At 53.7% G+C, this 25,851-nt stretch carries 28 protein-coding genes; 6 read left to right on the top strand and 22 right to left on the bottom strand.

Annotation, left to right across the window (positions count from 1 at the left end; translation table 11 throughout):
- Both ACSC94_RS04185 and ACSC94_RS04190 read left to right on the top strand, forming a co-directional pair.
- Positions 1–489 carry a phosphatidylglycerophosphatase A family protein gene (locus tag ACSC94_RS04185; RefSeq protein WP_435641799.1) on the top strand — a complete coding sequence of 163 codons (489 nt, stop codon included), beginning with the start codon at positions 1–3 and terminating at the stop codon, positions 487–489.
- Complete coding sequence (locus ACSC94_RS04190) at positions 473–958, top strand: CinA family protein (protein WP_435641800.1); 486 nt, start codon at positions 473–475, stop codon at positions 956–958. Before ACSC94_RS04185 ends, ACSC94_RS04190 begins: the two co-directional genes overlap by 17 nt.
- On the opposite strand, the gene ACSC94_RS04195 is transcribed toward ACSC94_RS04190, so the two are convergent.
- The 5 genes from ACSC94_RS04195 to lpdA form a co-directional block, all read right to left on the bottom strand.
- The gene (locus tag ACSC94_RS04195; RefSeq protein ID WP_435641801.1) at positions 947–1,402 is read right to left on the bottom strand and encodes a type II toxin-antitoxin system RatA family toxin; all 456 of its coding nucleotides are present in this window, start codon (positions 1,400–1,402) and stop codon (positions 947–949) included. The two genes, ACSC94_RS04190 and ACSC94_RS04195, sit on opposite strands and share 12 nt — an antisense overlap.
- Before the next feature lie 98 nt (positions 1,403–1,500).
- A complete protein-coding gene (lipA, locus tag ACSC94_RS04200; protein WP_435641802.1) occupies positions 1,501–2,463 on the bottom strand; it encodes a lipoyl synthase in 963 nt (320 codons plus the stop codon).
- A complete protein-coding gene (locus ACSC94_RS04205) occupies positions 2,460–2,990 on the bottom strand; it encodes a histidine phosphatase family protein (protein ID WP_435641803.1) in 531 nt (176 codons plus the stop codon). Before ACSC94_RS04205 ends, lipA begins: the two co-directional genes overlap by 4 nt.
- 97 nt (positions 2,991–3,087) lie before the next feature.
- A complete protein-coding gene (locus ACSC94_RS04210; protein ID WP_435641804.1) occupies positions 3,088–3,822 on the bottom strand; it encodes a hypothetical protein in 735 nt (244 codons plus the stop codon).
- A 30-nt stretch (positions 3,823–3,852) separates the two neighbouring features.
- The gene (gene lpdA, locus ACSC94_RS04215; RefSeq protein ID WP_435642148.1) at positions 3,853–5,253 is read right to left on the bottom strand and encodes a dihydrolipoyl dehydrogenase; all 1,401 of its coding nucleotides are present in this window, start codon (positions 5,251–5,253) and stop codon (positions 3,853–3,855) included.
- 189 nt (positions 5,254–5,442) lie between these two features.
- Here lpdA and ACSC94_RS04220 point away from each other — a divergent pair, with 189 nt between their 5' ends.
- Positions 5,443–7,140 (top strand): methyl-accepting chemotaxis protein, encoded by a 1,698-nt coding sequence (locus ACSC94_RS04220; RefSeq protein WP_435641805.1) that lies wholly within the window; start codon positions 5,443–5,445, stop codon positions 7,138–7,140.
- 54 nt (positions 7,141–7,194) lie between these two features.
- On the opposite strand, the gene ACSC94_RS04225 is transcribed toward ACSC94_RS04220, so the two are convergent.
- The 11 genes from ACSC94_RS04225 to ACSC94_RS04275 form a co-directional block, all read right to left on the bottom strand.
- A complete protein-coding gene (locus tag ACSC94_RS04225) occupies positions 7,195–7,668 on the bottom strand; it encodes a hypothetical protein (RefSeq protein ID WP_435641806.1) in 474 nt (157 codons plus the stop codon).
- Positions 7,669–7,798: 130 nt separating this feature from the next.
- Positions 7,799–8,434 (bottom strand): deoxynucleoside kinase, encoded by a 636-nt coding sequence (locus ACSC94_RS04230; RefSeq protein ID WP_435641807.1) that lies wholly within the window; start codon positions 8,432–8,434, stop codon positions 7,799–7,801.
- A gap of 29 nt (positions 8,435–8,463) precedes the next feature.
- Positions 8,464–9,144 (bottom strand): deoxynucleoside kinase, encoded by a 681-nt coding sequence (locus tag ACSC94_RS04235; protein WP_435641808.1) that lies wholly within the window; start codon positions 9,142–9,144, stop codon positions 8,464–8,466.
- A 220-nt stretch (positions 9,145–9,364) separates the two neighbouring features.
- Complete coding sequence (locus ACSC94_RS04240; RefSeq protein ID WP_435641809.1) at positions 9,365–9,865, bottom strand: hypothetical protein; 501 nt, start codon at positions 9,863–9,865, stop codon at positions 9,365–9,367.
- 72 nt (positions 9,866–9,937) lie between these two features.
- Complete coding sequence (locus ACSC94_RS04245; RefSeq protein ID WP_435641810.1) at positions 9,938–11,101, bottom strand: class I SAM-dependent methyltransferase; 1,164 nt, start codon at positions 11,099–11,101, stop codon at positions 9,938–9,940.
- A gap of 2 nt (positions 11,102–11,103) precedes the next feature.
- Complete coding sequence (locus ACSC94_RS04250) at positions 11,104–11,526, bottom strand: acyl-CoA thioesterase (RefSeq protein ID WP_435641811.1); 423 nt, start codon at positions 11,524–11,526, stop codon at positions 11,104–11,106.
- A gap of 12 nt (positions 11,527–11,538) precedes the next feature.
- Positions 11,539–12,123, bottom strand: coding sequence for a deoxynucleoside kinase (locus ACSC94_RS04255; RefSeq protein ID WP_435641812.1), 585 nt, complete (start codon positions 12,121–12,123; stop codon positions 11,539–11,541).
- 3 nt (positions 12,124–12,126) lie between these two features.
- Positions 12,127–13,422, bottom strand: coding sequence for a pyruvate dehydrogenase complex dihydrolipoamide acetyltransferase (locus ACSC94_RS04260; protein WP_435641813.1), 1,296 nt, complete (start codon positions 13,420–13,422; stop codon positions 12,127–12,129).
- Positions 13,423–13,524: 102 nt separating this feature from the next.
- Complete coding sequence (locus tag ACSC94_RS04265; RefSeq protein ID WP_435641814.1) at positions 13,525–14,937, bottom strand: pyruvate dehydrogenase complex E1 component subunit beta; 1,413 nt, start codon at positions 14,935–14,937, stop codon at positions 13,525–13,527.
- A gap of 27 nt (positions 14,938–14,964) precedes the next feature.
- Positions 14,965–15,993, bottom strand: a complete 1,029-nt coding sequence (gene pdhA / locus ACSC94_RS04270) for a pyruvate dehydrogenase (acetyl-transferring) E1 component subunit alpha (protein ID WP_435641815.1) — start codon at positions 15,991–15,993, stop codon at positions 14,965–14,967.
- Positions 15,994–16,118: 125 nt separating this feature from the next.
- Positions 16,119–16,433 (bottom strand): FtsB family cell division protein, encoded by a 315-nt coding sequence (locus tag ACSC94_RS04275; protein ID WP_435641816.1) that lies wholly within the window; start codon positions 16,431–16,433, stop codon positions 16,119–16,121.
- A gap of 279 nt (positions 16,434–16,712) precedes the next feature.
- On the opposite strand from ACSC94_RS04275, the gene ACSC94_RS04280 reads away from it, so the two are divergent.
- On the top strand, positions 16,713–17,168 hold the full coding sequence (locus ACSC94_RS04280) for a DMT family transporter (protein ID WP_435641817.1): 456 nt from the start codon (positions 16,713–16,715) through the stop codon (positions 17,166–17,168).
- Positions 17,169–17,275: 107 nt separating this feature from the next.
- Here ACSC94_RS04280 and eno read toward each other — a convergent pair whose 3' ends face one another.
- Genes eno through kdsA form a run of 3 tightly spaced genes read right to left on the bottom strand, consistent with a single transcriptional unit; the run spans position 17,276 to position 19,698 of the window.
- Complete coding sequence (gene eno / locus ACSC94_RS04285) at positions 17,276–18,589, bottom strand: phosphopyruvate hydratase (RefSeq protein ID WP_435641818.1); 1,314 nt, start codon at positions 18,587–18,589, stop codon at positions 17,276–17,278.
- A gap of 23 nt (positions 18,590–18,612) precedes the next feature.
- Positions 18,613–18,840 (bottom strand): hypothetical protein, encoded by a 228-nt coding sequence (locus ACSC94_RS04290; protein WP_435641819.1) that lies wholly within the window; start codon positions 18,838–18,840, stop codon positions 18,613–18,615.
- Positions 18,841–18,852: 12 nt separating this feature from the next.
- The gene (kdsA, locus tag ACSC94_RS04295) at positions 18,853–19,698 is read right to left on the bottom strand and encodes a 3-deoxy-8-phosphooctulonate synthase (protein WP_435641820.1); all 846 of its coding nucleotides are present in this window, start codon (positions 19,696–19,698) and stop codon (positions 18,853–18,855) included.
- A gap of 411 nt (positions 19,699–20,109) precedes the next feature.
- Here kdsA and ACSC94_RS04300 point away from each other — a divergent pair, with 411 nt between their 5' ends.
- Entirely contained in the window at positions 20,110–20,883 is a 774-nt protein-coding gene (locus ACSC94_RS04300) for a hypothetical protein (protein ID WP_435641821.1), read from the top strand.
- 38 nt (positions 20,884–20,921) lie between these two features.
- Here ACSC94_RS04300 and ACSC94_RS04305 read toward each other — a convergent pair whose 3' ends face one another.
- The 3 genes from ACSC94_RS04305 to tpiA are packed head-to-tail and all read right to left on the bottom strand — an operon-like array spanning position 20,922 to position 23,748.
- Entirely contained in the window at positions 20,922–22,547 is a 1,626-nt protein-coding gene (locus tag ACSC94_RS04305; RefSeq protein WP_435641822.1) for a CTP synthase, read from the bottom strand.
- Between the two features lie 4 nt (positions 22,548–22,551).
- Entirely contained in the window at positions 22,552–22,926 is a 375-nt protein-coding gene (secG, locus tag ACSC94_RS04310) for a preprotein translocase subunit SecG (protein WP_435641823.1), read from the bottom strand.
- A gap of 54 nt (positions 22,927–22,980) precedes the next feature.
- Entirely contained in the window at positions 22,981–23,748 is a 768-nt protein-coding gene (gene tpiA, locus ACSC94_RS04315; RefSeq protein ID WP_435641824.1) for a triose-phosphate isomerase, read from the bottom strand.
- 177 nt (positions 23,749–23,925) lie between these two features.
- Between tpiA and ACSC94_RS04320 the strand changes: the two genes are divergently transcribed.
- Positions 23,926–25,848 carry a peptidylprolyl isomerase gene (locus ACSC94_RS04320; RefSeq protein ID WP_435641825.1) on the top strand — a complete coding sequence of 641 codons (1,923 nt, stop codon included), beginning with the start codon at positions 23,926–23,928 and terminating at the stop codon, positions 25,846–25,848.
- Positions 25,849–25,851 lie beyond the last annotated feature (3 nt).

Here is a 25,851-nt window from a genome sequence, read left to right on the forward strand (position 1 = left end):
ATGGCCGATTTAACACCCGCAAAACTGAACTACCGCGACCCCGCCACATGGGTGGCCACATGGGGTGGTTCGGGGTTGATGAAACCCGCGCCCGGCACATGGGGCACATTGGGCGGCCTGCCCTTTGGTATTCTGTTCCTTGCCCTCGGCGGACCCGTGGTTCTGGCCGCAGCTAGCATCGCCCTGTTCCCCGTTGGCCTGTGGGCCACGCGCCGGGTCGAGGGCATGACGGGTGACCACGATTCCGGATTTATCGTGGTGGATGAAGTCGTGGGCATCTGGATCACCCTGCTCTTCGCCGCCTCGACCCCTGTTTCAGTTCTGCTGGCCTTCGTCCTGTTCCGCGCCTTTGACGCGTTGAAACCATGGCCCGTATCCCATTTCGATAAAAACGTCCCCGGCGCCATGGGGGTGATGCTGGACGATGTGGCCGCCGGATTGATGGCCGGGCTTTGCTTGTTGGGGTTGCGCTATGTTGGCATTGCTTGAAACCGTTTCCGCGCGATTGGCGCAAAAGAAGCTCATGCTGGTCTCAGCCGAGTCCTGCACGGGCGGGATGATCGGGGCCGTGATGACGGATCGCCCAGGATCTTCAGCCGTTTACGCGGGTGGGTTCATCACCTACAGCAACGACCTCAAGACCCGGTTGCTGGACGTGCCTGAACCGATGCTGGCCCAATATGGGGCCGTCAGTGCCGCCGTGGCCCAAGCCATGGCACAGGGAGCTTTATCCAAAACTGGCGCCGATATCGCCATTTCCGTCACCGGAATCGCGGGGCCGGATGGTGGCAGTGCGGATAAGCCCGTCGGGCTGGTCTATATTGGCTATGGCCTGAAAAACGGGCCCATCAGCGTATCAAAACACAATTTCACCGGGGACCGTGGCGCCGTTCGCCGCCAGACTGTTGAGGCTGGCTTACGGCATATTCTGGATGTTCTGGAAAAATTACCGGGATGATCCGTAAAGATCATCCGCCCGCGTTTCGAATGCACCGACCATCCGTTTGACCGCTTCGTGAAAAAACACGGTGATGAGTTTCTGTAACATCGGGTTTTTAAATTCGAAATCGACGAAGAAATCGATGGTGCAGGTTCCATCCGGATTGCGTTCAAACCGCCATTGATTGTTCAAATGCCGCATCGGCCCCTTCATATATTCCACATGGATCATGTCCGGGCGGGTCATGGTCACGCGGGATGAAAAAGCCTCGCGCACCATTTTGTAACCGATGATCAAATCGGCATAAATCACATCGGTTCCATCCACCCCTTTTTCCCGTTTGGTAATCCGGCTGGCAATGCACCAGGGCAGGAATTGCGGGTACAGATCCACCTTGGCCACCAGATCAAACATCTGGTCCGGCGTGTAGGGCAAGGTTCTGCGTTCTGCGTGGGTGGGCATTCCTGATTTTACGTCCTTAATTCGTCATCCCGGCGAAGGCCGGGATCTTCCTGTCATTATCGGATGAAGACCCCGGCCTTCGCCGGGGTGACGTATTGTTACGAGGCCTTCGCACCCAGTTTTTCTTCGCGCGCAGCCTTCAACCGCGCGAAATCTTCGCCGGCATGGTGCGATGACCGGGTCAACGGCGAAGCCGACACCATCAGGAACCCTTTGGCCCGGGCCATACGCTCCAGCCCTTCGAATTCTTCCGGCGTCCAGAATTTTTCGACCGGGGCGTGTTTCGGCGTGGGTTGCAGATATTGGCCGATGGTAATGAAATCGATATCGGCGGCGCGCATATCATCCATCACCTGCGCAACCTCTTCCCGTGTTTCACCCAGACCGACCATCAGGCCGGATTTGGTGAAGATCGACGGGTCGACATCCTTCACCCGTTGCAACAGGCGCAAAGACCGGAAATACCGCGCCCCCGGCCGCACCGTGGGGTACAAACGCGGCACGGTTTCAAGGTTGTGGTTGAACACATCCGGTTTGGCACCAATCACCGCGTCAATCGACGTCATGTTGCCGCGGAAATCACCGGGCAGAATTTCAACCGTGGTGTCGGGCGATTTGAACCGGATCGCACCAATGGTTTTCACAAAATGGTCCGCGCCGCAATCATCCAGATCGTCACGGTCCACCGACGTAATCACCACGTGCTTCAACGCCATTTGTTCCACCGCCACGCCCACGCGCAGGGGTTCGTATTTATCCAATTCGTCCGGCTTGCCCGTGGCCACGTTGCAAAACGCGCAAGCGCGGGTGCAGACCTCACCCATAATCATGAAGGTCGCGTGTTTTTTGTTCCAGCATTCGCCGATATTCGGGCACCCGGCTTCTTCGCACACGGTGGTCAGTTTCTGACCACGTACGATGTCCAGTGTATCTTTGTACACGGTGCCTTGCGGGGCGCGCACGCGCAACCAATCGGGTTTTTTCCCCATTGGGCGGTCGGCGTTTTTTTGTTTTTCCGGATGGCGTTTTGCGCGATCGAGCAGATCAGGGTTATAGGTCACAACACCACCTCGTTCAGTTTCAAACGGCAGATTTCTTCGGACGCGCAGTTATTGATAAACAAGGTCGGGTGCTTCACACGCGATGCGTATACATGCCACAACCCGCCATGCGCCACGACCAGAACGCGGCCCGTATGGCTTTTCGCTGCGTATTTCAGCGATTCGATGGTGCGTTTTTCAAACGTATCCAATGTTTCACCATTCGGTGGATTCATACGTTCGGTGAAATAATCACCCGTTTCATCCCACGTTTTACCCGACCATGCACCCAAGCACCATTCGCGCAAATTTTCGACCACTTCAACCGGCTTGGAATGCCCCTTCAGGATCAGTTCCGCCGTTTGCTGGGCGCGTGTCATCGGGCTGACGAAAACGGTGTCGACTTGTTCGATAAATTCCTGCTGCGTTTCGTTGAACGCGCGCGCCTGTGCCATGCCCGTTTCATTCAACGGAACATCCCATTCACCGCCAGCATTCAGGCGGTTCAAATTGGCATCGGTTTGGCCATGGCGAATGAAAAACAGCATGTCGGATCCTGTACGCTAAAAATCAGCCAAGACCATAGGAGTCCGCCTGACTTTTGTCAAAATGAAGCGAATGGATTTCGGTTATGTAAATAATAAATTACAGCTTCAGCGCATCCTGCATGCTGATCACCTTCAGTTGCTTGTTCTGCACATAAGGCTGGAACACAGGCAGGTTGATCACGTCACCAATTGTGCCCTTGGGCGCGCGGCCCGGAACGGGCGTGCCAATGCCGGCGACCAGGTCGGCGACCACGCGGACATTCGCCCCGCGTTGCAGATAGCCCATCATGGCATCGTGAACACAGAAATCCGACGCCACGCCGATCATGGTGACCTCGACATCCTCTGCCGTTCCCAGCTTGACCACGCGGCGCATAAATTCATCGCGCAATTCGCCCGTCTGAACAACCTGACGATCACGGGTAACGTGATACAGGTTATCATAGGCTTGTTCCTCTGCATCCGTGTCAAAGAACATCTGGCTGCGGTCGGAAATTGGGTTTTGTTGCCACATGTCGAACGTGTTTTTCGCCATGTAATAAACCGGCATCCGTTTGGCCAGTTCAGCATCATTGATAACCAGCTCCCACCCTTGCGCGCCATAGGGACAGTGAATGTCCGGGAAGTCCGCTTTTTCCGGGCTGTTTGGGTATTCACACGGGAAATGCGTGTCGTATTTGATCAGCGCCAGATCATAAATGCCGCGCGGCATGGACCGGAAAAAATCATTGGTCCGATCAATCAACGGTTCCGCATTCGGCACATAGAGCCCACCAATCGACTTCATAAAATCGAATTGCATATCAACAACATCTAAAATACGCGTCGTCATGGTGAAACCCCTTTCACATTTTTCTTATTATTAAATATGGATAACCTTTCCATACGCGGCCAGAACACTTTCATGGATCGCTTCCGACAAGGTCGGGTGCGGGAAGATGGTGTGCATGAAATCCAGTTCGGTGGCTTCCATCGTTTTACCAACGACGAAGGCGTGGATCAGTTCGGTCACTTCCGGCCCCACCATATGCGCGCCCAACAATTCGCCGGTTTTTGCATCAAACACGGTTTTCACCATGCCTTCGGGGTCGCCCAAGGCGATGGCTTTGCCATTCCCAATGAACGGGAATTTGCCCACTTTCACGGTGTATCCGGCCTCTTTCGCTTTGGCTTCGGTCAAACCAACCGATGCCACATGCGGGTGGCAATAGGTGCAGCCCGGAATGTTTTCGCGTTTGATCGGGTGAACGTCTTTTTCCCCGGCGATCTTCTCAACGCAAACGACACCTTCGTGTGACGCCTTGTGCGCCAGCCACGGGGCACCGGCCACGTCGCCAATGGCATAAATGCCGGGCTCCGCCGTGCGCAGATATTCGTCGGTGACGATCTGACCACGTTCGGTTTTCACCTTCGTGTTTTCCAGACCGATATTTTCAATGTTGGCCACGATGCCAACGGCCATGATCACGCGGTCAACGGTGATTTTCTCAACCTTGCCACCCACTTCGATATGGGCAGTAACGTTGTCTTTGCCTTTCTCCAGCTTCGTGACCTTCACGCCGGTCATGATCTTCATGCCCTGCTTCTCGAACGATTTGCGGGCGATGGCGGAAATTTCTTCATCTTCCACCGGCATCACGCGGTCCATGACCTCGGCCACGGTGACATCGGCCCCCAGCGTGCGGAAGAAGCTGGCGAATTCGATACCAATGGCACCCGAACCAACGACCAGCAGGGATTTCGGCATCACATCCGGCACCAACGCTTCGCGGTAGGTCCAAACCAGTTTGCCATCGGGTTCCAGACCCGGCAGAACACGGGCGCGCGCACCCGTTGCGAGAATGATATGTTTGGCGGACAGGGTATCAACAACCTTCTTGTCCTTCTCAACCGTAACCTTGCCCTTGCCAGCCAGCTTGCCCCAGCCCTCGAACACAGTGATTTTATTTTTCTTCATCAGATGACCAATGCCACCGGAGAGTTGTTTGGAAACCGCGCGGGAGCGATCAACAATTTTTTTCAAATCGAACGACACACCCGTCGCAGACAGACCAAAATCATTGGCATGATTCATCAAGTGATAGACTTCGGCGGACCGCAGCAAGGCCTTGGTCGGGATACATCCCCAGTTCAGGCAAATCCCACCCAAATGGCTGGCCTCAACCACCGCGGTTTTCATGCCCAACTGGGCCGCGCGGATTGCCGCAACGTAGCCACCGGGACCGCTGCCAATAACAACAACATCAAAAGAGTGATCAGCCATCATTTTACCCTTGGGATTTAAGCGAAAGATGACCCACGAAATACCATGTTTTTCAGCGGGTTGTCCACGTTGGAATATTTGTAACAAAACGGTAACCAAAAAGCTGGTGTAAACGCCTTGAAATACTGGGAAAATAATAAAATATCCTTCCGATTGGCAAAGTTTATAAATTTTTGACCGGGGTACCTCATGCGTTTTTTAAGCAACCTGAAAATCAAAACCAAGATTTTGATGATCATTGTTCTGGCCGTTCTTGGCAATCTGGCGATTGTTTATGCCAACGCCAATACCACGCGAACAATGTTGCAGAATGAACGCACATTAAAAACCCGCCACTTGACGGAAACGGCGTACACCCTGATTGAAAAATCCTATGCGGATTTTCAGGCCGGATCTGTGACCGAAGATGAAGCGAAAACCGCCGTTTTGGAGACACTGAAATCCCTGCGCTATGAAACCAGCGATTATTTCTGGATCAACACACCGGAACCGCGTGTGGTCATGCACCCGATGATCCCCAAAATTGTGGGACAGGATCTGGCCAAGGAAAACCCGAAACTGCACACCCTGTTCTCGGAAATGTCCGTTGCCGCAAAATCAACGGACAAAGGCGGAGCCTATAACTATCTCTGGCAAAAACCGGGATTTGATCAAGACCAACTCTTCCCCAAAGTGTCCTATGTGAAATATTTCGCGCCATGGAACTGGGTTGTTGGTACCGGTATTTATGTTGACGATGTTCAAGCTGCCTTTCGCCAGAATTTGATCGAAGGTTTGATCAATGCAGGCATCGTGGTCGCGGTGATTATCCTTCTCTCCATGCTGATTTCGACGGACTTGTCCAAGCCGATGAAGAAGCTGAGCCATGACCTGAAGGAACTGGCCTCCGGCAACATCAACGTTGAAAGCGAATATGGCGGCCGTAAAGACGAAGTGGGCGACATCGCCCGCGCCTTTAACGTATTCAAACAAAACACCATCGAAAAATACCGTCTGGAAGCCGAACAGAAAGAAAATGAACGCCGTCAGGCCGAAGAGAAAAAGGCTCTGATGCTGGAAATGGCCAATACATTTGATGAACGCGTTGGGAAAATCGTGGATTCCGTCGGCCACGCGGCCTCTGACCTGCAGATGATGGCGGGCAGCCTGTCCAGCGCAATTGAAGAAACGACGCAGCAAAGCCAGCACGTGTCAGAATCCTCCAGCCGTGCATCATCCAACGTGGCCACCGTGGCCGCCGCGACGGAGGAATTGAGCGTATCGATTCAAGAAATTTCATCGAATATCCTGACCACATCCTCGGCGGCGCGCGCTTGTGCCTCCAATGCGGAATTGTCACAGGCCAAGCTGGATTCCCTGCAAGCCGCCATCAGCGAGATTGATCAGGTGGTTCAAACCATCAATGCGGTGGCCGAACAAACTAACCTGCTCGCCTTGAACGCGACGATTGAAGCCTCGCGTGCCGGCGAAGCGGGCAAAGGATTCTCCGTCGTTGCCAGTGAAGTCAAAACACTGGCAAACCAGACCCGCAACATGACCAACGAAATTTCAACCCGGGTTGAGCATGTTAAAAACAGCGCGCTGGAAGCCGTTGAAACCGTGAAAGCCATTATCAGCGGCGTGAACGAAGTGGACGGCCAAACCGCCCATATTGCGGCCGCGGTTGAGGAACAAACCACCGCGACACAGGAAATCAGCCGCAATATTCAAATTGCATCCGACAGCACGAACACGGTGTCGACCAGTATCGAGGAAGTTAAAGTGGCCACGGAACACAGCGCCCAATCGACCAGCCAGTTAAAGGAATCATCCGATATGCTGGCCATGCAGGCCGATATGCTGAAAAAATCGGTGAACGAATTTTTGGACCAGATCCGGAATGGATAAAAGCAAAAAGCCGCCCTGTAAAACGGGCGGCTTTTTTGTATCTTCATTCAACGATTAAATCTTTGGGCCGTTGATTTTTTGCGCTTTGACAAAATGAACGGCCTTGGTCGTTGCTTCCTGTAATCTTTCCGCTTCCTTGGTCAAATCACCACGCAGATCCAGCGTCAATTTCACGTGATCATCGCAAACCAGATTGGTGACCGCGCGGCCCGTATAGGCCTCCATCAGGTGGAATACGGTTTTAACGGCATCATTCATCTCGGCCACTTTGCCACGGGCATCCAGCGTGATGCGGTAAAACGGGTCGCCATCGGCCAGTTTGTGGTTAAGCCCAACCGCTTTCTCTTCATCGGAAATAATCAAAGCCGCTTTGGTGATGCCCAGTTTGATGGAACGGGCAGTCTTGTCATCAAACCCACTTTCCAGCGCATCGTGAAAACGCGACGCCAGCGTGATCGCGCCAAAGCGATCATCCGCGGTCATAGTGATGGTATCCAAACCTTCGAATTCAGAACGAACCTGCGACATTTCCCATTCCCCGCCTGTTTTAATCTGTAAAATCATTTCATTATTGATAACTGAAGCATAAGAAAAATGCAAAAAGAACCCGACCAAAGGGTCAGGTTCTTTAAATTCATGTTTTATTACAACACGTTAGTTATGCCGCCGCGCGCAGGCCACGCAATTCGGCCATGCTGGCCAGCGGGTTGTCGCCGGTGCGCAGATTTTCGCCCAGAACCGCCACGAAATCGGCATCGTTCAACAGGTCAAACTTCTCCGTATCGATCGTGCGGATACGCGCGCCACGTTCCGCCGCACGCACGGCATGGTTGGCCAGGTGCCCTTCCAGATCGCGGATGAAATCCAGCGTCACGCCCTTTTCATGGTCGCGGTTGCGGGCGCGGATACGGGCCATTTGTGTTTCCGGGGAACAGGTCAGATACAGGTACAAATCCGCCTGCCCTTCTTTGTCTTCCAGAAAATCGATGGTTTCCAGCGCCAGACGTTGCGCTTCGTCTTTCAGGAACAGGCTGGCATAGGCACGATCGGTTACGACCGAGAAATCGAACACGGTGACGCGGTCGGCCTGCGTGCTTTGACGGATGGTGAAGAAGTTGCCGAGATAGAACGACAATTGCGAATAAAACCCATAAGACGCCGGATCGGCATAGGCCAAATTCAAATACGGGTTGTTGGCCAGATTTTCATTCACACAATGAATACCAAGCCGGGTGAACGCATTGCACAGCGTTGTTTTTCCCACACCCATGCCGCCAATAATTTCTACACGCATTTTTTTACTCTCCCCGTTAAACATTCTGTTTATTCAGCCGCCATTGCATCTTCGTACAGAGGCAAATCGACGTCCATTGGGCGTTTCTGCCCGAGAACTTTTTCAACACTCATATCAAACATACCCGCGATGTGACGCGCCAGCGCCTCGGCATAGGCCGTATTGCCCGGGAAATAAACGGCTTCGGTATCGATATCCATCACGGCATCGCCATCGGCGCGCGCGCGTTCGACCAATTCGTTCATTTCACGTTGCAGGGATGTCACGTAATCCAGCGTCACGCCCTTTTCATGGTCGCGGTTGCGGCCACGGATGCGTTTCATCTGCGCCTCGGGTGAGCATTGCAGGTTGATATACAGATCCGGGCGGCCCAGACGGCCATCCAGATAATCAAAGCATTGATCAATGACACCGAGCGCTTCCGGGTCTTCGTCACGGAACAGCATGTTGGTATAGGCCCGAACGTTCAAAACGCCCTGGTCCAGCACGTTCACGCATCCCGGCTTTTCGAATTTCTTGATTTCGTGGAATTTCGATAAAACGAACCACATTTGCGACGGGAAACGGAAATTCGCGGGGTCAACAAAGCAATCCGCCAGAAACGGATTGGTCGAAAGGTTTTCATAAATGCAGTTAAACCCGACTTTTTCGAGCGCCTGACACAGCGTTGACTTGCCTACACCCAATCCGCCGACAAGCTCGATCCGCATATGGTTACTCTCCCCGTAACTTTTTTTGATTACGGGATTAACGGTACCAAGCATGACGCATATGGGCACCCAGAAATGGGTTAATGTCCACAGATAACCGCACGGGAAAATTGGGTTTTCGGGCGTTGCGCGTGTGGGTAATTTTGATATCAGCGGCAAATGCACAGGCCGCCCCGCACGGCATCACCGTCAGGTCACACCCCGCAAACCACGCAACCCATTACATGGGCATCAGGTGGTCGTAACGCGGGCGCGTTGAATCAATTTTCTGGAAGAGAGTTTTACCCATGGCCTCGATCTGGCTGGCCACGGTATCCGCGCTTTTGAACCGCAATTCTTCGCGCAGACCATTGGGGAGATAACGCATGAAATGGATTTTCATGACTTCTTTTTCGGCCGGAATTTTTTGTGTTTCAAGAATGTTCAATTGCCCGCGCGTTACATCCGCCGTGCCCTTGAAATAATCACACAGACGCGTGCCCACGGATTTACAGTCCTGAACCTTGGCTATATGTCCGTGCAGAATTTGGGCATTGCCAATCAAAACATCCAAAACCATGCGGGCGGCATGGTCGGTGATGTCATTCGCGTAAATTGGATATTGTTCACGCAAGATGTCAGGAAAGATTTTTTCGGCCTGCGCTTTTTCTTCTATGGCGCGCGCATGAAAATATGGCTGGCTGCTGTCCGCAGAAAATGTCGGGAAATCAAATCGTTCCATGGCCAAATCCTCTAAAAACCTATCGCGCGAATGCGGACTTTTTACAGCATGACGCGCATTATGTCAATAAAATCAGGTTATTGTTTCCAAATAATGGGTCGTAACACCAAATTGCTGTTTAAAGGCATCAATATCCGCCGCAATTTTGGCCTGACCGGTCTTTCCGCCCTTTTTCTTCTGCGCCACGATCATGACGTTTTTGGCAGTGTGTTCGGCGGAAATAAATTCAAAAATCTTCACGTCATAGCCGTGATATTCAAGGATCATCCCACGCAGCGTGTCGGTGACCATTTCAGCCTGACGCTCCATGAAAATGCCATGGCGGGTCAGCAGGCCGAGCGTGCCGCCCGCCTCGTGCTTCTCCATCTCACGACGGATTTGTTTGTGGCAGCACGGGGCAACGATAATAAATTCGGACCCCGCTTTGATCCCCTTGGCGATGGCATCATCCGTCGCCGTATCGCACGCATGCAGGGCGATCAGCATATTCACGCCATCGGCATTGAAATTATCAATCGCACCTTGCGCGAAGGATAAACCTTCAAACGATGAATTCTTGGCAATCTGGTTGCACAACATGACCAGATCGGGGCGGTATTCCACCCCCATCACCTGCACATCAATATTGCGAATGTTCTTCAAATAATCATACAGCGCAAAGGTCAGATACCCCTTGCCCGCACCCATATCGACAATGTTTTTAAATGTATCCGGCGATGCGTTTTTGGTCAGGCCGTCGATGATTTCGATATATTTATTAATCTGGCGGAATTTATCCTGCGCCTTGTCAAATACACGCCCATTCGGGTCGGTGATTTTCAGGTCGCGCAGATAATGGCTGCCGTCCGATGGCACCAGACGGTTTTTGTTGCGATCATGGTCGGCGGAGGGCACTTCGCTATGGCTGGCCGGCTTTTCCTTCACCGTGTTTTTGTCCAGCACCAGATCATATTGCGTCGTAAACAACGTCCCGGCCTTGAAATCCGACAAAACGGCCTTCTGAATCATGCCCACGGCCACTGGAATATCGTAATTTTTTACAATATCACGGGTTTTGTAGTGGTAGGTGAAGCTGAGTTTGTCCTCGCGCTTCACAACAATTTTGCGGACATCGATTTTTTTCAGGTCTTTTTCCGAACCAACATAGTGGCTCAGGGATACTTTAACAAAAGTCCCCTGCCCCAACGCCGATTTCAGGGACACAACAAAATCAGACTGACCGGTATTTGATGCCATGATTAAAGCGTCTCGTTGACGCCGATGGCATACAGCCATTCCGACGTGGGTAAAACCAGCTTGCGGGCCTTCAGGTCGAACAAGGCGATTGTAAACACAGCCTCGGCACAGGGTTCGTTATTGTCGTTCAAAATCACCTGCTTCAACGTGGCGATTTTGCCTGCGCATGACGTGGTTTGTGTTTCAATCACCACATTTTGGTGCAGGCGCAATTCCTTCATGAATTTGATATTGCATTCCAGAATGGTAGGGCCCAATGCGCTTTCGCGGATTTTGGCCATGCCGTAACCGCGTTGATTGATAAAATCCCACCGCGCTTCTTCCAACACTTCCAGATAGGTCGCATTGTTCATGTGACCGAACGTGTCCAGATGACGTTCGATGATTTTCAACGGATATTTGAATTTTACAAATTCTTGCGACATTGCCTGCGCCCTTTATGCGAACAGATCCGGCATTTTGAAACCGGGCTTGCGCATCATGGTTGTATCAATCTCAATGATCCGTGGGCCAGTATGGGCCGGAATGTTACTGATTTCTGTTTGCACACCCGCGTTAATCGCGCGCGCAAACTCTGCGGTCAAATGCTGTTCAAAATCACGTCCGCGTTTTTTAATGCGATTGACGATTTCATCCGGTGGACAGGTCAGATAAAGAATGACATCGGGCTGGCCAATATCACGCACCCCCTCTTCCAACTGCTGGTACAGCGCCGCAACCCAATCCGGCCTGTGCGCCAGATAGTGGGACACATACACACGGTCGAGAAGCAGACTGAAATCGGAGATAATGCGACCATCGGGATTATCGTTGATGGCCTGACGGATGGCGTTGACCTTGTTATCCACGAACCATTGCTGACACGGCAACGCGTATTTATCGGGATCATGCCGCACCTTGTCCAGATACGGATTACCCGATAATTCTTCGTACACAACGCGGGTAAACTGGCGCTCCAGCGTCTGACACAGGGTCGTCTTGCCTGTGGCCAAAGACCCCGCGATTTCAACCCGGAACGCCATAAATTATACCAGCATCGAAACAGGGTTTTCGATGTAGCGCTTGAACACCTGCAGATATTCGGCGCCCACGGCCCCATCCACCGCGCGGTGGTCAACGGACAGCGTCACCGACATAACGGTGCCCACGTCCAGTTTGCCATTCACGACAACCGGCTGCTGAATCCCTGCGCCAACGGCCAGAATGCAGGCCTGCGGCGGGTTGATAATGGCGGCAAAGTCCTTGATGCCGTACATGCCGAGGTTGGAGATCGAGAACGTCCCACCCTGGAATTCAACCGGCTTCAGTTTGCCATCACGGGCACGACCGGCCAGATCTTTCACTTCCTCGGAAATCTCGCGCAGACCCTTGGTCTCTGCCGCTTTCACGATCGGCGTAATCAGGCCGTTCGGCGTTGCCACGGCCACGGAGATATCGGAGCTGTGATATTGCAGGATCGCATCATCCGTCCACGACACGTTCGCCGCCGGATAGGCTTTCAACGCCATGGCCGACGCCTTGATCACGAAGTCGTTCACCGACAATTTGAATGCGCCTTTTGCTTCGGCATTCAAACGCTCACGCGCGGCCAACAGATCATCAATGCGGCAATCAATGGTCAGGTAGAAATGCGGAACCGTTTGTTTGGATTCCAGCAGACGGGACGCAACCACCTTGCGAATATTGTTGTTCGGCAGTTCCGTATATTCCATGCCCAGCAGATCAGCCAATTGCTTGGCATTCGGACCCGCCGATGCTGTACGCGGCGCGCCAGCAGAGGCAGAAGATTTTGCACCACCTTTGAAATTCAGCACGTCGTCCTTCACGATACGGCCATGCGGGCCCGTGCCGGATACAGCGGACAGATCAATGCCCTTCTCACCCGCCAAACGGCGTGCCAGAGGAGAAACGAAAAGGCGTGAACCTTTGTTCGGCAAAGTTCCCTCACCCTGCCCTCTCCCGGAGGGAGAGGGTTCTGTTTTTGCGGGCGCGGCGGACACCGGGGCCGTATCGCCCCCTCTCCCTGCGGGAGAGGGTTGGGGTGAGGGCGGTGCAGATTTAAGATCCGCCGCACTCTCACCATCTTCCAACAACATGGCAATCGGCGTATTCACGGCAACGCCTTCGGTGCCATCAGCCACCAGAATTTTACCCAACGTCCCTTCGTCCACGGCTTCGACTTCCATCGTCGCCTTGTCCGTTTCGATCTCGGCGATGACATCACCGGCCTTGATCTTGTCGCCTTCCTTCTTGGTCCATTTGGCCAATTTCCCTTCGGTCATGGTCGGGGACAAGGCGGGCATTGTGATTTGAATAGGCATTTTTCTTTTCCTCTACCGTCATCCCGGCGCAGGCCGGGATCCATGGAATATGCTGTATAAACTGTATGGACCCCGGCCTACGCCGGGGTGACACAATTGGGTTTAACGATAGCAGACCTGTTTCACCACATGGACAATCTCATCCACCTGCGGCAGGGCCAAGGCTTCGAGGTTTGCGGCATATGGCAGCGGAACGTCAGCCGCGCAGACGCGGCGCACCGGCGCATCCAGATAATCAAACGCATGTTCGTTGACCAACGCGGCAATTTCCGAACCCACGCCCGCGAATGGCCAGCTTTCTTCAACGCTGACAATGCGGTTGGTTTTCTTCACCGATTCAATGATTGTCCAACGATCCAGCGGGCGGATCGTGCGCAGGTTGATCACCTCGGCGCTGATGCCTTGCTCGGCCAGCTTCTCGGCCGCCTGCAGCGCTTTGCCCACCATGATGGAATAAGCAACCAGCGTCACATCGGTGCCTTCGCGTTCGATTTTCGCACGGCCCATCGGGATTACGAAATCTTCGTCTGTCGGCACGTCAAAGCTTTGGCCGTACATGATTTCGTTTTCCAGGATCACAACCGGGTTCGGGTCGCGAATGGCGGCCTTCATCAGACCTTTCGCATCGGCGGCGGACCACGGCGCAACAACTTTCAGGCCCGGAATATGGCCGTACCAGCTTGCGTAATCCTGGCTGTGCTGCGCACCCACGCGGGCGGCGGCCCCGTTGGGACCACGGAACACAATCGGGCAACCCAACTGACCACCCGCCATATATAGCGTTTTGGCGGCAGAGTTGATGATGTGGTCAATCGCCTGCATGGCGAAGTTCATGGTCATGAATTCGACAATCGGCTTCAAACCGCTGAACGCGGCCCCGGTTGCAATACCGGCAAAGCCGTATTCGGTGATTGGTGTATCAATGACGCGTTTCGCGCCAAATTCATCCAGCAGACCTTGGGATACTTTGTACGCGCCGTTATATTCGGCAACTTCTTCACCCATCAGGAAGACAGTGTCATCACGGCGCATTTCTTCGGCCATGGCGTTGCGCAAGGCTTCGCGCACGGTCATGGTCTGCGTTTCGGTGAATGCGGATTCGTCAAACATCGGCGGCTCAATAATCACGCCCTGTGCGTACAGGATGTCGCGGTTATCAACGCGCGCGCCAGCAGGCTGGGATGCAGACCCACCGGATGTCACCGGAGCAGCAACAGGAGCCGCCGCAGCCTTCGGTGCCGGGCCAGACGATACGGCACCAACGGATGTTTCGCCCTCTTCCAGCAAAACAGCAATCGGCGTATTGACCGCGACACCTTCGGTGCCCTCGGCGATCAACAGCTTGCCCAATTTGCCTTCATCCACGGCCTCAACTTCCATGGTGGCTTTATCGGTTTCAATCTCGGCGATCACATCACCGGGCTTCACCATATCGCCTTCTTTTTTCGTCCACTTGGCCAGTTTCCCCTCGGTCATCGTCGGGGACAGCGCGGGCATCAAAACTTCAATCGACATTTTCTTCTCTTCACTCTCAATGGGTGATTAGTCTTTGACTTCAACCAAAACATCGGTCCACAGCTCGGACACATCCGGCTCTGGTGACTCTTGCGCGAATTGGGCGGCTTCGTTCACGATGTCTTTGATCTCTTTTTCAATTGGCTTCAGGTCGTCCTCGGTTACGCCCTCGGCCTCCAGAAGCTTGCGGATGCGTTCGATCGGATCGCTTTCCGTCTTGAACTTCTCAACCTCTTCCTTGGACCGGTATTTACCCGGGTCGGACATAGAGTGGCCGCGATAGCGATACGTCATCATTTCCAGCAGATACGGGCCATTGCCGGAACGGATGTGGTCCAGCGCCTGACGCGCGGCGGACTGAACGGCCAGAACATCCATACCGTCAACCTGTTCGCCCGGAATGCCATAGGCCTCACCCCGGCGGTACAGGTCACCAGCGGCGTGGCGGGAAATGCTGGTTCCCATGCCGTATTTGTTGTTTTCAATGATGTACAGAACCGGCAGCTTCCACAGGGCGGCCATGTTCATGGCTTCATAAAACTGCCCTTGGTTGGATGAACCATCGCCCATATAAGCCACGGCCACGCCGTTATCGCCCTTGTATTTGTGCGCAAAGGCCAGACCGGTGCCCAGCGAAGAGCTGGCACCAACGATACCGTGGCCACCGAAGAAGTTCGCTTCCTTGCTGAACATGTGCATCGAACCGCCCTTGCCGCGGGAATATCCACCGCGACGCCCGGTCAGTTCCGCCATAACCCCTTTCGGGTCCATCTTACAGGCCAGCATGTGGCCGTGATCGCGGTATGCGGTGATAACCGTATCCTGCGGTTCCTGCATCGACTGGATGCCCGTGACGACGGCTTCCTGACCGATATACAGGTGGCAGAAACCACCGATCAGACCCATGCCATAGAGCTGGCCGGATTTTTCCTCAAAACGGCGGATCATCAGCATATCGCGGAAGAGCTTTTTCATCTCTTCAACGGTCGGCTTGGCCGCGCTGTTGGATACGGATTTCAACTTTGAATCTTTGCTTGTCTTGGCGGATGTGGCCACGAAAAGCCTCCTGCAGAAAACGTTGGAAATGTGCGATTTTTCGCCACGCACAACTACACCATTTCCCGGCGCGTTTCCACCCAAAACAGGATCAGGAAACCCGAAATGGTGCGATGCAATATTTTTTATTGGCTCAGAACAACAGCTTGCTCATCCGCATAGCCAAAGCCCAGAACGGCACGGGCGCGTTCTTCCAGCAAATCCGGGTCCAATGAACCGGGGCGCAGGCGGGTGACACGGGCCTCAAGCTCGACACGCTGAACGGTTGTTTTTTCAACCTTCATCGTGGTTTTGGCGATGGATTGTTCCAGTGTCATGAGGCGGATGATAGAGCGTTCCCCCTGCACCAGATGGTACGAAAAATACAGCGTCAGGCAGATCCCGATGATACCCAGGACATTGCGCTGTTTCGTTTTACGCTGTGAAAGGGAAGCTCTCATACTCACTATGGAATCACAAAGACCGTTCGACGGCAAGAGGAAAGTGTAACAGAGTCAAATAGTTAAGGTGGGAAGGTCCAGTGAACAGCGAGGACTTAAGTGATTCAAAAGACTCACTATTTTTAGCATAACTCCGTATGAAGGCACGCATGAAAAGCATAAATTTTTTATGCACCCCGCCTGAATATGGGCATCGCAGCACAGAGGATGCCTTGCTCGTCCGGGCGGGCCCCCTATTATGATTGGAACATTCTATCCCCCCTCCCGGAGTTTCTGATCATGCCATCCGCCCTTCTCATTCCCCTGACCATGTCCATTCTGGCCGGGTCCATGATTGTGTTACAGGCCCCCATCAATGCCCGCCTGGGCGATCATATGGGCGGACCGCTGGTGGCTGCGTTCTTCTCGTTTTTCACTGGCACGATCTTGTTGGGTTGCGTGCTGCTGGCCTTGCGCAAGCCCATTCTGCTGGAAAATATCGGCCAGACATCACCATGGATGTGGATTGGCGGGACATTGGGGACGATGTTTGTATTCACAACCATTTTCGTCGTGCCGAAACTGGGCGCGGCGGGCATGATCGCCTTGATTATATGCGGCCAGATTTTGTTTTCACTGGCGGTTGATCACTATGGCTTTCTTCTACCGCAAGCGACGCCGATATCACCCATTCGCATTGCTGGTGCGGTCCTGCTGGTCATCAGTGTGGCCATGATTATGGCCCCGAAATTCTAAAAAAACTTTGCCCCAAAAATGCGTCACCCCGGCGAAAGCCGGGGTCTTCATCCTTTATGGCGAGAAGATCCCGGCCTTCGCCGGGATGACGTCTTGATGATGCCGTATTAAGCGGCCTTCGTTTTCTTGCCCGTCACACTCGGCTCCGCGCGCAGAATGGAACGACCTGCGAAGACGGCCTGTGGGCCCAGCATATCTTCGATACGCAGCAACTGGTTGTACTTCGCCGTGCGGTCGGACCGAGACAGGGAACCTGTCTTGATCTGGCCCGCATTGGTTGCCACGGCAATATCGGCAATCGTCGAATCTTCGGTTTCGCCCGAACGGTGTGACAGGATCACGCCGTACCCGGCTTTCTGTGCCATCTGGACCGTTTGCAATGTTTCGGACAGCGTGCCGATCTGGTTCACTTTCACCAGAATCGCGTTGGCGCAGCCCTCTTCAATGCCCTGACGCAAACGCTCCGGATTGGTCACGAACAGATCGTCACCAACCAACTGAACTTTATCACCCAACGCATCGGTCAGCATTTTCCAGCCCGCCCAGTCATCTTCGCTCATCCCATCTTCGATGGATACGATCGGGTAACGGGCGCACAGATCTTCGTAGAATTTAACCATACCTGCGGAATCGAGCGTTTTGCCCTCGCCTTCCATCACGTATTTACCGCCCTTATAAAATTCGGTCGATGCGCAATCCAGTGCCAGAACGACATCTTCGCCCGGCACATAACCAGCGGCTTCGATCGCCTTCATGATGTAGTCCAGTGCTTCCGTGGCCGATTTCACAGCCGGCGCAAAACCACCCTCGTCACCAACGTTGGTGTTCAGGCCCGCTTTGGACAATTCTTTCTTCAGCGCATGGAAAATTTCCGCGCCGCAACGCAGGGCCTCGGAAAAATCCGGAGCACCAACCGGCATGATCATAAATTCCTGAATATCAACCGGGTTGTCGGCATGTGCGCCGCCATTGATAATGTTCATCATCGGCACCGGTAATTCATGGGCATGAACGCCGCCCAGATAACGGTACAGCGGCACATCCAGCTCATCCGCCATGGCCTTGGATACGGCCAGTGATACACCCAGAATGGCGTTGGCGCCCAAACGGCCTTTGTTCTCGGTTCCGTCCAATTCCATCATGGTCTGGTCGATGTGCAACTGTTCTTCGGCATCCATGCCGGACAGTGCTTCGAAAATTTCCGTGTTCACGTTTTCAACGGCGTTCAAAACGCTTTTCCCGTTGTAAAACCCTTTTTCACCATCGCGCAGCTCAACCGCCTCATGCGCGCCCGTAGACGCACCAGACGGAACCGCTGCACGACCCGTAGCACCACTTTCCAGCGTCACATCAACTTCAACCGTCGGGTTTCCACGGCTGTCCAGAATTTGGCGGGCATAAATATCAATAATTGCGGTCATGATTGTTTCCTTGGATGTTTTGATTACGGTTTCATTGATGGAGAGGATTGCGCAGCCTTTGCTGCTTCTGCGCGGGCGCGCCAAGCTTCGCGGACGCCGGGGTTGGCATCAACCATCTTTTGACCGCACACCCACACGAACTGGAATCGCGCATTGGCTTTGCCAATCTCTGCGATGTCACGCAGGTTTTCCGCGAGGAGTTCCTCTATTGTCTTACCCGGCGGCAAAACCATCTCTTCAAAACTTTTCATTCTTATGATCCCTTATTGGATATTCACCAAATTCATTGATTTCACCAGATCGTCAATGGCCTTCGCCTGACTCAGAAACTCTTCCAGCTTGTTAAACGGCAGAGCCGACGGGCCATCGCACTTCGCCTTATCCGGGTCTTCGTATGCTTCGATAAAGATCCCGGCCAATCCGATAGCCAGAACCGCACGAGTCAGATCAGGCACCAGCGCACGGCGGCCGCCCGAAGCCTCACTGCCCGGCAGGCGCATTTGCGACGCGTGGACGGTATCGCAAATAATCGGCGTGTTTCCCGTTTCTTGCTTCATCACCCCGAATGCCATCGGGTCAACGATCAGGTTATCATAGCCAAAGCAATGGCCGCGCTCGCACAGAATAACCTTGTCATTGCCGCATTCGGCAAATTTATCGACGATGTTCTTCATCTGATACGGGGACAGGAATTGCGGTTTCTTCACGTTGATCACCGCGCCCGTCTTGGCCATGGCTTCGACCAGATCGGTTTGGCGGGCCAAAAACGCCGGAAGCTGAATGACATCGCACACATCAGCCACGGGCTGGCACTGGTCGATTTCATGCACATCGGTGATGATCGCCACGCCAAATTCTTCCTTCACCTTGCGGAAGATGCGCAAGCCTTCCTCCAACCCCGCGCCACGATAGCTATGGATGCTGGATCGGTTGGCCTTGTCAAAGCTGGCCTTGAAAACATACGGAATGCCCAGTTTGTCGGTGATGGTCTTATAAACCTCAACAGCCTTCAGCGTGATGCTTTCATTTTCCAGGACGTTCAGACCACCAAACAGGACAAAAGGCTTGTCGTTGGCAACATCAATCGAACCGATTTTCACTGTCTTCATGGAGGGCTCACTTTTACTAAAGGGGGGTATACGCTTGCCCCGTATATATAGGGCAAACGACCAAAAACGGCCAACGAAAACATGAAAACCAGCCCCGCTTTGGCCAACCGAATCCCTTCAATAATCCCAAAGGCCCGTTCGGGGACAATTTGAGGTCATTTTTCAAGAAAACACCCCCGCCAGACCCGCAGAAAGACAGGGCTTTTAAAAAAAATTTCACCCCAAATTATGGAATACGAAGTCAAAAAATGAACAAAAACAAACCTAAAATTTTGGCGGGGGTAAACCTGAGGCAAGCCCTTGAGGCCAAAGGCAAAAAAAATGATTTTCAGGGGCGTTTTTTTATTGCATATAAGCGGCCGCTGTATGTATACAGTAATTTCCGTAACAATCCACTGGAGGATTCATGCATTGACAACGCTCGAGCTGACACGTGTTACTCAGGACAACCCTGTACTTCTCGCCCTTTTTGAGCGGGCTTACCGCCAGATTTTGGCACCCGCTTTCCCCGATACCAACCAAGCCGAAACGCTGGATAAATTCCTAGCGGGCATGAATGGTGAAATTAAGAACTTCGATGTCGTGGTCAATTTAATTGGCCAAAACTTACGCGATATCGACAGGGCTGAATTGGCCGGGATCAGTGTGGCCTATTACTATCCTGAACATAACGTCGGCAATCTTGCGTACAATGCAATTGATCCGAATATCCGCCAAGGCGGCCTTGGCAAAGCCATGGTCCAATGCCGGATTGAATCCCTGAAAGAAAAAGCGGCAGAACGCGGCAAATCGCTGAGCGCCGTTTTTCTGGAAGTAAACAACCCGGAACGCGCGCCCCAGGAAACGAACACCATGGACCCGCACAAACGTGTCGCCATTTTTGAAAAATGGGGTGCCCGTAAAATTGGCGTCGATTACGTCCAGCCGCCGGTCTACGAAGACGGCACGTTCTGCGACTACATGGATCTGTACAGCTATCCGGTCGATGGCCGCTACGCCAGCCGCAAGGATGTCAACGCCTTCCTGATGGCATCCTACTGCCTCAGCTACGGCACGACCCGCGAACGCCAAATGGCCCTGCGCACCATGTACAACCAATTGTCCAACTGGCAGCCGGAGCCGCAATTACCGCGTGGCGTTCTGGCCGGATATGAGGCTGGAAAAGCTGAACTGCGCCCGGTCTAAGCGCTAAAAGAAATCAAAACGGCAAAGCCGGTTGGTGGTCAAACCAACCGGCTTTGTTTTATCGCGGCATCGACGAACGCAACGAATAACGGGTGCGGGTCGAAGGGTTTGGATTTGAGTTCCGGGTGGAATTGGACGCCGACGAACCATGGGTGGTCCGCATATTCAACGATTTCCGGCAAGCGGCCATCCGGGGACAGGCCGGAGAAGATCAGGCCCTGCTGTTCCAGACGATCCTTGTACGCCATGTTCACTTCGTACCGGTGGCGGTGGCGTTCGGAGATTTCTGTTGTGCCATAAGCATCGGCAACTTTGCTGCCTTTTTTCAACATGGCCGGATAGGCGCCCAGACGCATCGTGCCGCCCATATCGTTGGAGGCACTGCGCTGTTCGGTCTGGTTGCCCTTGACCCATTCGGTCATCAGGCCAACCACGGATTCTTCGCACGGGCCAAATTCGGTGGAGCTGGCTTTTTCAAGGCCCAGCAGATTGCGGGAGGCCTCAATCACGGCCAATTGCATGCCGAAGCAAATGCCGAAATACGGCACGGAACGCTCGCGCGCAAAGCGGGCTGCGTTGATCTTGCCCTGCGCGCCGCGCTCGCCAAAACCACCGGGAACCAGAATGCCGTTGATGTTGTGCAAATGGTCGGCGGGGTTTTCGGCTTCGAAAATCGTCGATTCAATGAACTTCAAATTCACGCGCGCATTGTTGGCGATACCGCCATGGATCAACGCTTCGTTCAGTGATTTATAGCTGTCGTTCAGGCCGGTATATTTACCGACAACGGCGATATTCACCTCGCCTTCCGGATCCTTGATCCGGTGGACGATGTTTTTCCAGACGGACAGATCCGGTTCCTGCGTATCCAAACCAAAGAACGACAAAACCTGCGTGTCCAACCCTTCGGCATGATAGGTCAGCGGCACTTCGTAGATGGTTTTCACATCCAGCGCCGGAATGACCCGTTCAAACGGGATATTGCAGAACAGGGAAATCTTGCGACGGTCATCGTCTTCGATATGGCGATCGGCGCGGCAGAGCAGGATGTGCGGGCGTATCCCTGCGCTCATCAGTTCTTTCACCGAATGCTGCGTCGGCTTGGTTTTCAATTCACCCGCCGCCGGGATGTAGGGCAACAGGGTCACATGGGTGTACAGCGCACGCGCATCGCCCAGCTCGTTCCCCAATTGGCGGATGGCTTCCAAGAAAGGCAGGCTTTCAATATCGCCCACCGTCCCGCCGATTTCGCACAGGATAAAATCGGCCGTGCCGTCTTTCTCCATCACGAAAGACTTAATTTCGTTGGTGATGTGGGGAATAACCTGAATGGTCGCACCCAGATATTCACCCTTGCGTTCCTTTTGCAGGACCTTGGTGTAAATCTGGCCGGTGGTGATGTTGTCGTTCTTCTGCGCCGGGCGGCCCGTGAAGCGTTCATAGTGGCCCAGATCGAGGTCGGTTTCCGCCCCGTCATCGGTCACGAACACTTCACCGTGCTGGAACGGGCTCATCGTGCCCGGATCGACGTTCAGGTAGGGATCAAGCTTGATCAGGCGAACCGTGTAACCGCGCGATTGTAACAATGCGCCCAAAGCGGCGGATCCGAGGCCCTTCCCAAGGGAAGAAACCACGCCGCCGGTAATAAAGATAAATCGTGACATTTTTCTATTGAGCGACCGGAACAGAGGGTTCAGCAGGAGGAGTATCTTTGTCGTCTTTCTTATCCGCCTTTTCGTCCGCGCCAGCCTCAGCCGGTGCCGTTACCGCGGTCGGTTCATCCAGACGGTCGAGAATGCTGCCCTTGCTGGTCGACGCATTGGCCAGAACACCCAGCAACAAGCTGGTCGCAAAGAAACATCCGGCACAGATCGCCGTCGCACGGCTCAGCGCGTTGGCTGTTGCACCCGGGCTGGCCAATCCGCCAATACCACCACCGCCGCCACCAATGCCCAGACCGCCCCCTTCGGAACGCTGGATCAACACCAGGCCAATAATGGCCAGGGCAAGGATAAGGTGAATGACAAGAACGACCTGAATCATTGGTTTTCCCGTTAAGAGAATGAATCTGTTACTTCTACCCCGGCGTTTTACGCTTTATTGCACCGCTTTGGCAATAGCAAGATATTGGTCGGCCTTTAAACTGGCTCCGCCGATCAAGGCCCCGTCCACATCCTGAATGGCCAGCAATTCTGCCGCATTATCCGGCTTTACGGACCCGCCATACAGAATACGCACCCCGGCCCCATCGGTCATTTTCTCCACCAAAATCCCGCGGATAAAGGCGTGCATATCCGCCACATCCGCCGGGGTCGCCGTTTTGCCCGTGCCAATGGCCCAGACCGGTTCATAGGCAATAACCGTATTCGATGCCGTTGCCCCAGCCGGAATTGATCCACCAAGCTGTTGTTTTACAATCTCTTTTTCTTGGCCTGCCACACGCTGCGCCTCGGTTTCACCGACGCAGATAATGGTCATCAACCCGGCTTGATGCGCCTGAACCGCCTTGGCGGCCACGGTTTGATCCCCCTCGGCATGGTGCTGGCGGCGTTCGGAATGGCCCAGAATAACCGCAGAACACCCCGCATCTTTCAGCATCGGCGCGGCAATATCCCCGGTGAATGCCCCGGTGTCATGGGTCGAGCAATCCTGACCGCCCACACGCAACGCGCCGCGATTATGGTCAATCACCGCCCGCACAGCCGGAATATGAATAAAGGTGGGGCAAACCAGAAAATCGCACCGATCCAGCAAACTGGCATCTTTTTCTACGCCATCAATCACGGCTTCGGCCAATTGCCGCACGCTGACCAGCGTTCCGTGCATCTTCCAGTTTCCAGCAATCAGCTTTTTCTTCGTCGTCATGGCATCGCCTCATTAACAAAATCGGTTGGATAGAATACAGACAAGCCAGCCCGAAAAAAAGCCGCCTAAAAGTATTTTTTCATAAGGCTGTAATACGGCAAACGGTTGCACAAAGACCGCTTCGTTTCTATAGTTCCCGCCAGATTCTTTAAAACTCACGAAGGGTTACACACCATCATGATGCGGTCCATGCGCGAAGGCGTTCATTCCAAGATCATCAAAATTGTTCTGTTCGGCTTGCTCACCATGGCCGTGTTCGGATTGGTCCTGATGGATGTTGGCGGATTTTTCCGTGGCGGTGTCGGCAACACCAACGTTGCCACCGTCGCCGGATCATCCATTTCCAGCACGGAATTTCAACGCCATGTGCAGCGTGTCCTGTCCAACCAAGGCATCACACCCGCCGACGCTTACAGTTTTGGCTATATCGAACAAATCTTGAATAATGAAATCGCCCGCACCGTCATTTCAAACGCAACGGTTGATCAGGGTATTTTGGTTGGTGACGATGCCGTTGCCAAACAAATCAACACCATGATTGCCCCGCTGCTGCAAAGCAATCCGGAGGCCTCAAAGAAAGATGTCCTGCAACGTGTATTGATGAACCAAGGCATTTCCGAAACGGAATTCGTCAACGCCATCCGTCACGAAATCGCCAACAGCACGCTGCAATCCGCCATTCAAGCGGGCGGCACGCTGGTGACACGTGATGAACTGGTGGCCTTGTACCAATTGCGTAATGAAAGCCGCAGCCTTGATGGCATCATCCTGAAAAATTCGGATATGACGGACATCAAACCCGCTGACGAAGCCGTTCTGACCGTATTTTACGATGCCGCCCGCGCCCGCTATGCGAAACCGGAAACCCGCACCATGACCATCGCGGTCCTGAGCGAAAAACAGGTGCGCGATGCGATGGATATTTCCGATGAAGAATTGCGCACGGAATATGACCGCAACATTGCCCAATACCGCACGGCGGAAAAACGCGTCCTGCAACAGGCCGTTCTGACCGATCAAGCGGATGCCGAGGCCGTGAAAGCCAAGATGGATGCCGGGGCCACGTTGAAAGACGCCGTAAAATCGCACACGGGTAAAACCGACGCCTATCTGGGCGAAAGCGAATTTGAACGCGCCGGATTGATCGAAAACATCGCGAATGGGGCGTTTGATGCCAAAATCGGCGATGTCGTCGGCCCGCTTCAAACTCCGCTTGGCTGGCACATTCTGGTCCTGACCAAAATCAATGCGCCCGATACAACGCCGTTTGAAAAGGTCAAAGCCGATCTGAAGAAAGAAATGCTGCAGATCCGCCTGTCCGATGAAATTCTGGCCACCGCCAACCAGATTGATGACCGTCTGGCCGCTGGTGAATCACTGGACGACATTGTGAAATCAATGAATCTGGACGTGACCAAAATTGGTGCCGTTCATAACGATGGCTCCACGCCGGACAAAAAAGACGGCATGACTGCGTTTGATAAAGATCGCGGTGCCATCCTCGAAACCGCATTCAGTGTTGAATCCGGCGAAACCGCCCCGGTCATGGAAATTTCCGGCGGACGTTTTGCGGCTGTGCGTGTGGATAGCGTAACGCCCCTCGCCTACACCCCGTATGAAGAGGTGAAAGACGAAATCGCCAAAGGCTGGATGGATGACCAACGCGCCACCGCCAACCGCGACCGCGCCCAGAAACTGCAACAAGCTGTGGCCGGTGGTGAAAAGACGCTGGCGCAAGCGGCCAAGGAACTGGGCCTGAGCGTTCAGACCTACAATGGCATCAAAGCCGGCGCAGAACCGAAAGCCCCGATGAACACCGCCACGCTGGCCGCTGTATTCGATGGCGTTCAGGGCGAAAGCCTGATGGCACCGGTCGATGGCGGGTTCATGGTTGGGACCATCACCGCCATCAATATCCCGGCAGCTGATAAAATCAGCGACCAGGATCTGCGCCCGATTTCGGATTCCATCACCCGCACCGCCGGAAATGAATTTATGGCCGTGTATGTGAGCCATCTGGAAGATAAATACGGCGTCAAAATCAACCGCCGGATGCTGGACCTGATGTTCGGCCCGGAAAGCGGAACAGTGGCGCAGTAAGCC

Source organism: Micavibrio aeruginosavorus (genome assembly GCF_051245535.1).
In the GTDB taxonomy this organism is placed as follows: Bacteria; Pseudomonadota; Alphaproteobacteria; order Micavibrionales; family Micavibrionaceae; genus Micavibrio; species Micavibrio aeruginosavorus_D.

Coding starts and splice junctions, on each gene's coding strand:
- ACSC94_RS04245 (WP_435641810.1), bottom strand. CDS start 11,101: ATGGCATCAAATACCGGTCAGTCTGATTTTGTTGTGTCCCTGAAATCG.
- ACSC94_RS04225 (WP_435641806.1), bottom strand. CDS start 7,668: ATGTCGCAGGTTCGTTCTGAATTCGAAGGTTTGGATACCATCACTATG.
- tpiA (WP_435641824.1), bottom strand. CDS start 23,748: ATGACGACGAAGAAAAAGCTGATTGCTGGAAACTGGAAGATGCACGGA.
- ACSC94_RS04260 (WP_435641813.1), bottom strand. CDS start 13,422: ATGCCTATTCAAATCACAATGCCCGCCTTGTCCCCGACCATGACCGAA.
- ACSC94_RS04235 (WP_435641808.1), bottom strand. CDS start 9,144: ATGCGGATCGAGCTTGTCGGCGGATTGGGTGTAGGCAAGTCAACGCTG.
- ACSC94_RS04255 (WP_435641812.1), bottom strand. CDS start 12,123: ATGGCGTTCCGGGTTGAAATCGCGGGGTCTTTGGCCACAGGCAAGACG.
- ACSC94_RS04265 (WP_435641814.1), bottom strand. CDS start 14,937: ATGTCGATTGAAGTTTTGATGCCCGCGCTGTCCCCGACGATGACCGAG.
- ACSC94_RS04210 (WP_435641804.1), bottom strand. CDS start 3,822: ATGACGACGCGTATTTTAGATGTTGTTGATATGCAATTCGATTTTATG.
- ACSC94_RS04190 (WP_435641800.1), top strand. CDS start 473: ATGTTGGCATTGCTTGAAACCGTTTCCGCGCGATTGGCGCAAAAGAAG.
- ACSC94_RS04305 (WP_435641822.1), bottom strand. CDS start 22,547: ATGTCACGATTTATCTTTATTACCGGCGGCGTGGTTTCTTCCCTTGGG.
- eno (WP_435641818.1), bottom strand. CDS start 18,589: ATGACCGCAATTATTGATATTTATGCCCGCCAAATTCTGGACAGCCGT.
- ACSC94_RS04195 (WP_435641801.1), bottom strand. CDS start 1,402: ATGCCCACCCACGCAGAACGCAGAACCTTGCCCTACACGCCGGACCAG.
- ACSC94_RS04220 (WP_435641805.1), top strand. CDS start 5,443: ATGCGTTTTTTAAGCAACCTGAAAATCAAAACCAAGATTTTGATGATC.
- ACSC94_RS04230 (WP_435641807.1), bottom strand. CDS start 8,434: ATGCGTGTAGAAATTATTGGCGGCATGGGTGTGGGAAAAACAACGCTG.
- ACSC94_RS04275 (WP_435641816.1), bottom strand. CDS start 16,433: ATGAGAGCTTCCCTTTCACAGCGTAAAACGAAACAGCGCAATGTCCTG.
- secG (WP_435641823.1), bottom strand. CDS start 22,926: ATGATTCAGGTCGTTCTTGTCATTCACCTTATCCTTGCCCTGGCCATT.
- ACSC94_RS04240 (WP_435641809.1), bottom strand. CDS start 9,865: ATGGAACGATTTGATTTCCCGACATTTTCTGCGGACAGCAGCCAGCCA.
- ACSC94_RS04250 (WP_435641811.1), bottom strand. CDS start 11,526: ATGTCGCAAGAATTTGTAAAATTCAAATATCCGTTGAAAATCATCGAA.
- ACSC94_RS04205 (WP_435641803.1), bottom strand. CDS start 2,990: ATGCTGTTTTTCATTCGCCATGGCCAAACCGATGCCAATTTGAACCGC.
- ACSC94_RS04320 (WP_435641825.1), top strand. CDS start 23,926: ATGATGCGGTCCATGCGCGAAGGCGTTCATTCCAAGATCATCAAAATT.
- ACSC94_RS04280 (WP_435641817.1), top strand. CDS start 16,713: ATGCCATCCGCCCTTCTCATTCCCCTGACCATGTCCATTCTGGCCGGG.
- ACSC94_RS04185 (WP_435641799.1), top strand. CDS start 1: ATGGCCGATTTAACACCCGCAAAACTGAACTACCGCGACCCCGCCACA.
- lpdA (WP_435642148.1), bottom strand. CDS start 5,253: ATGGCTGATCACTCTTTTGATGTTGTTGTTATTGGCAGCGGTCCCGGT.
- kdsA (WP_435641820.1), bottom strand. CDS start 19,698: ATGAAGACAGTGAAAATCGGTTCGATTGATGTTGCCAACGACAAGCCT.
- ACSC94_RS04290 (WP_435641819.1), bottom strand. CDS start 18,840: ATGAAAAGTTTTGAAGAGATGGTTTTGCCGCCGGGTAAGACAATAGAG.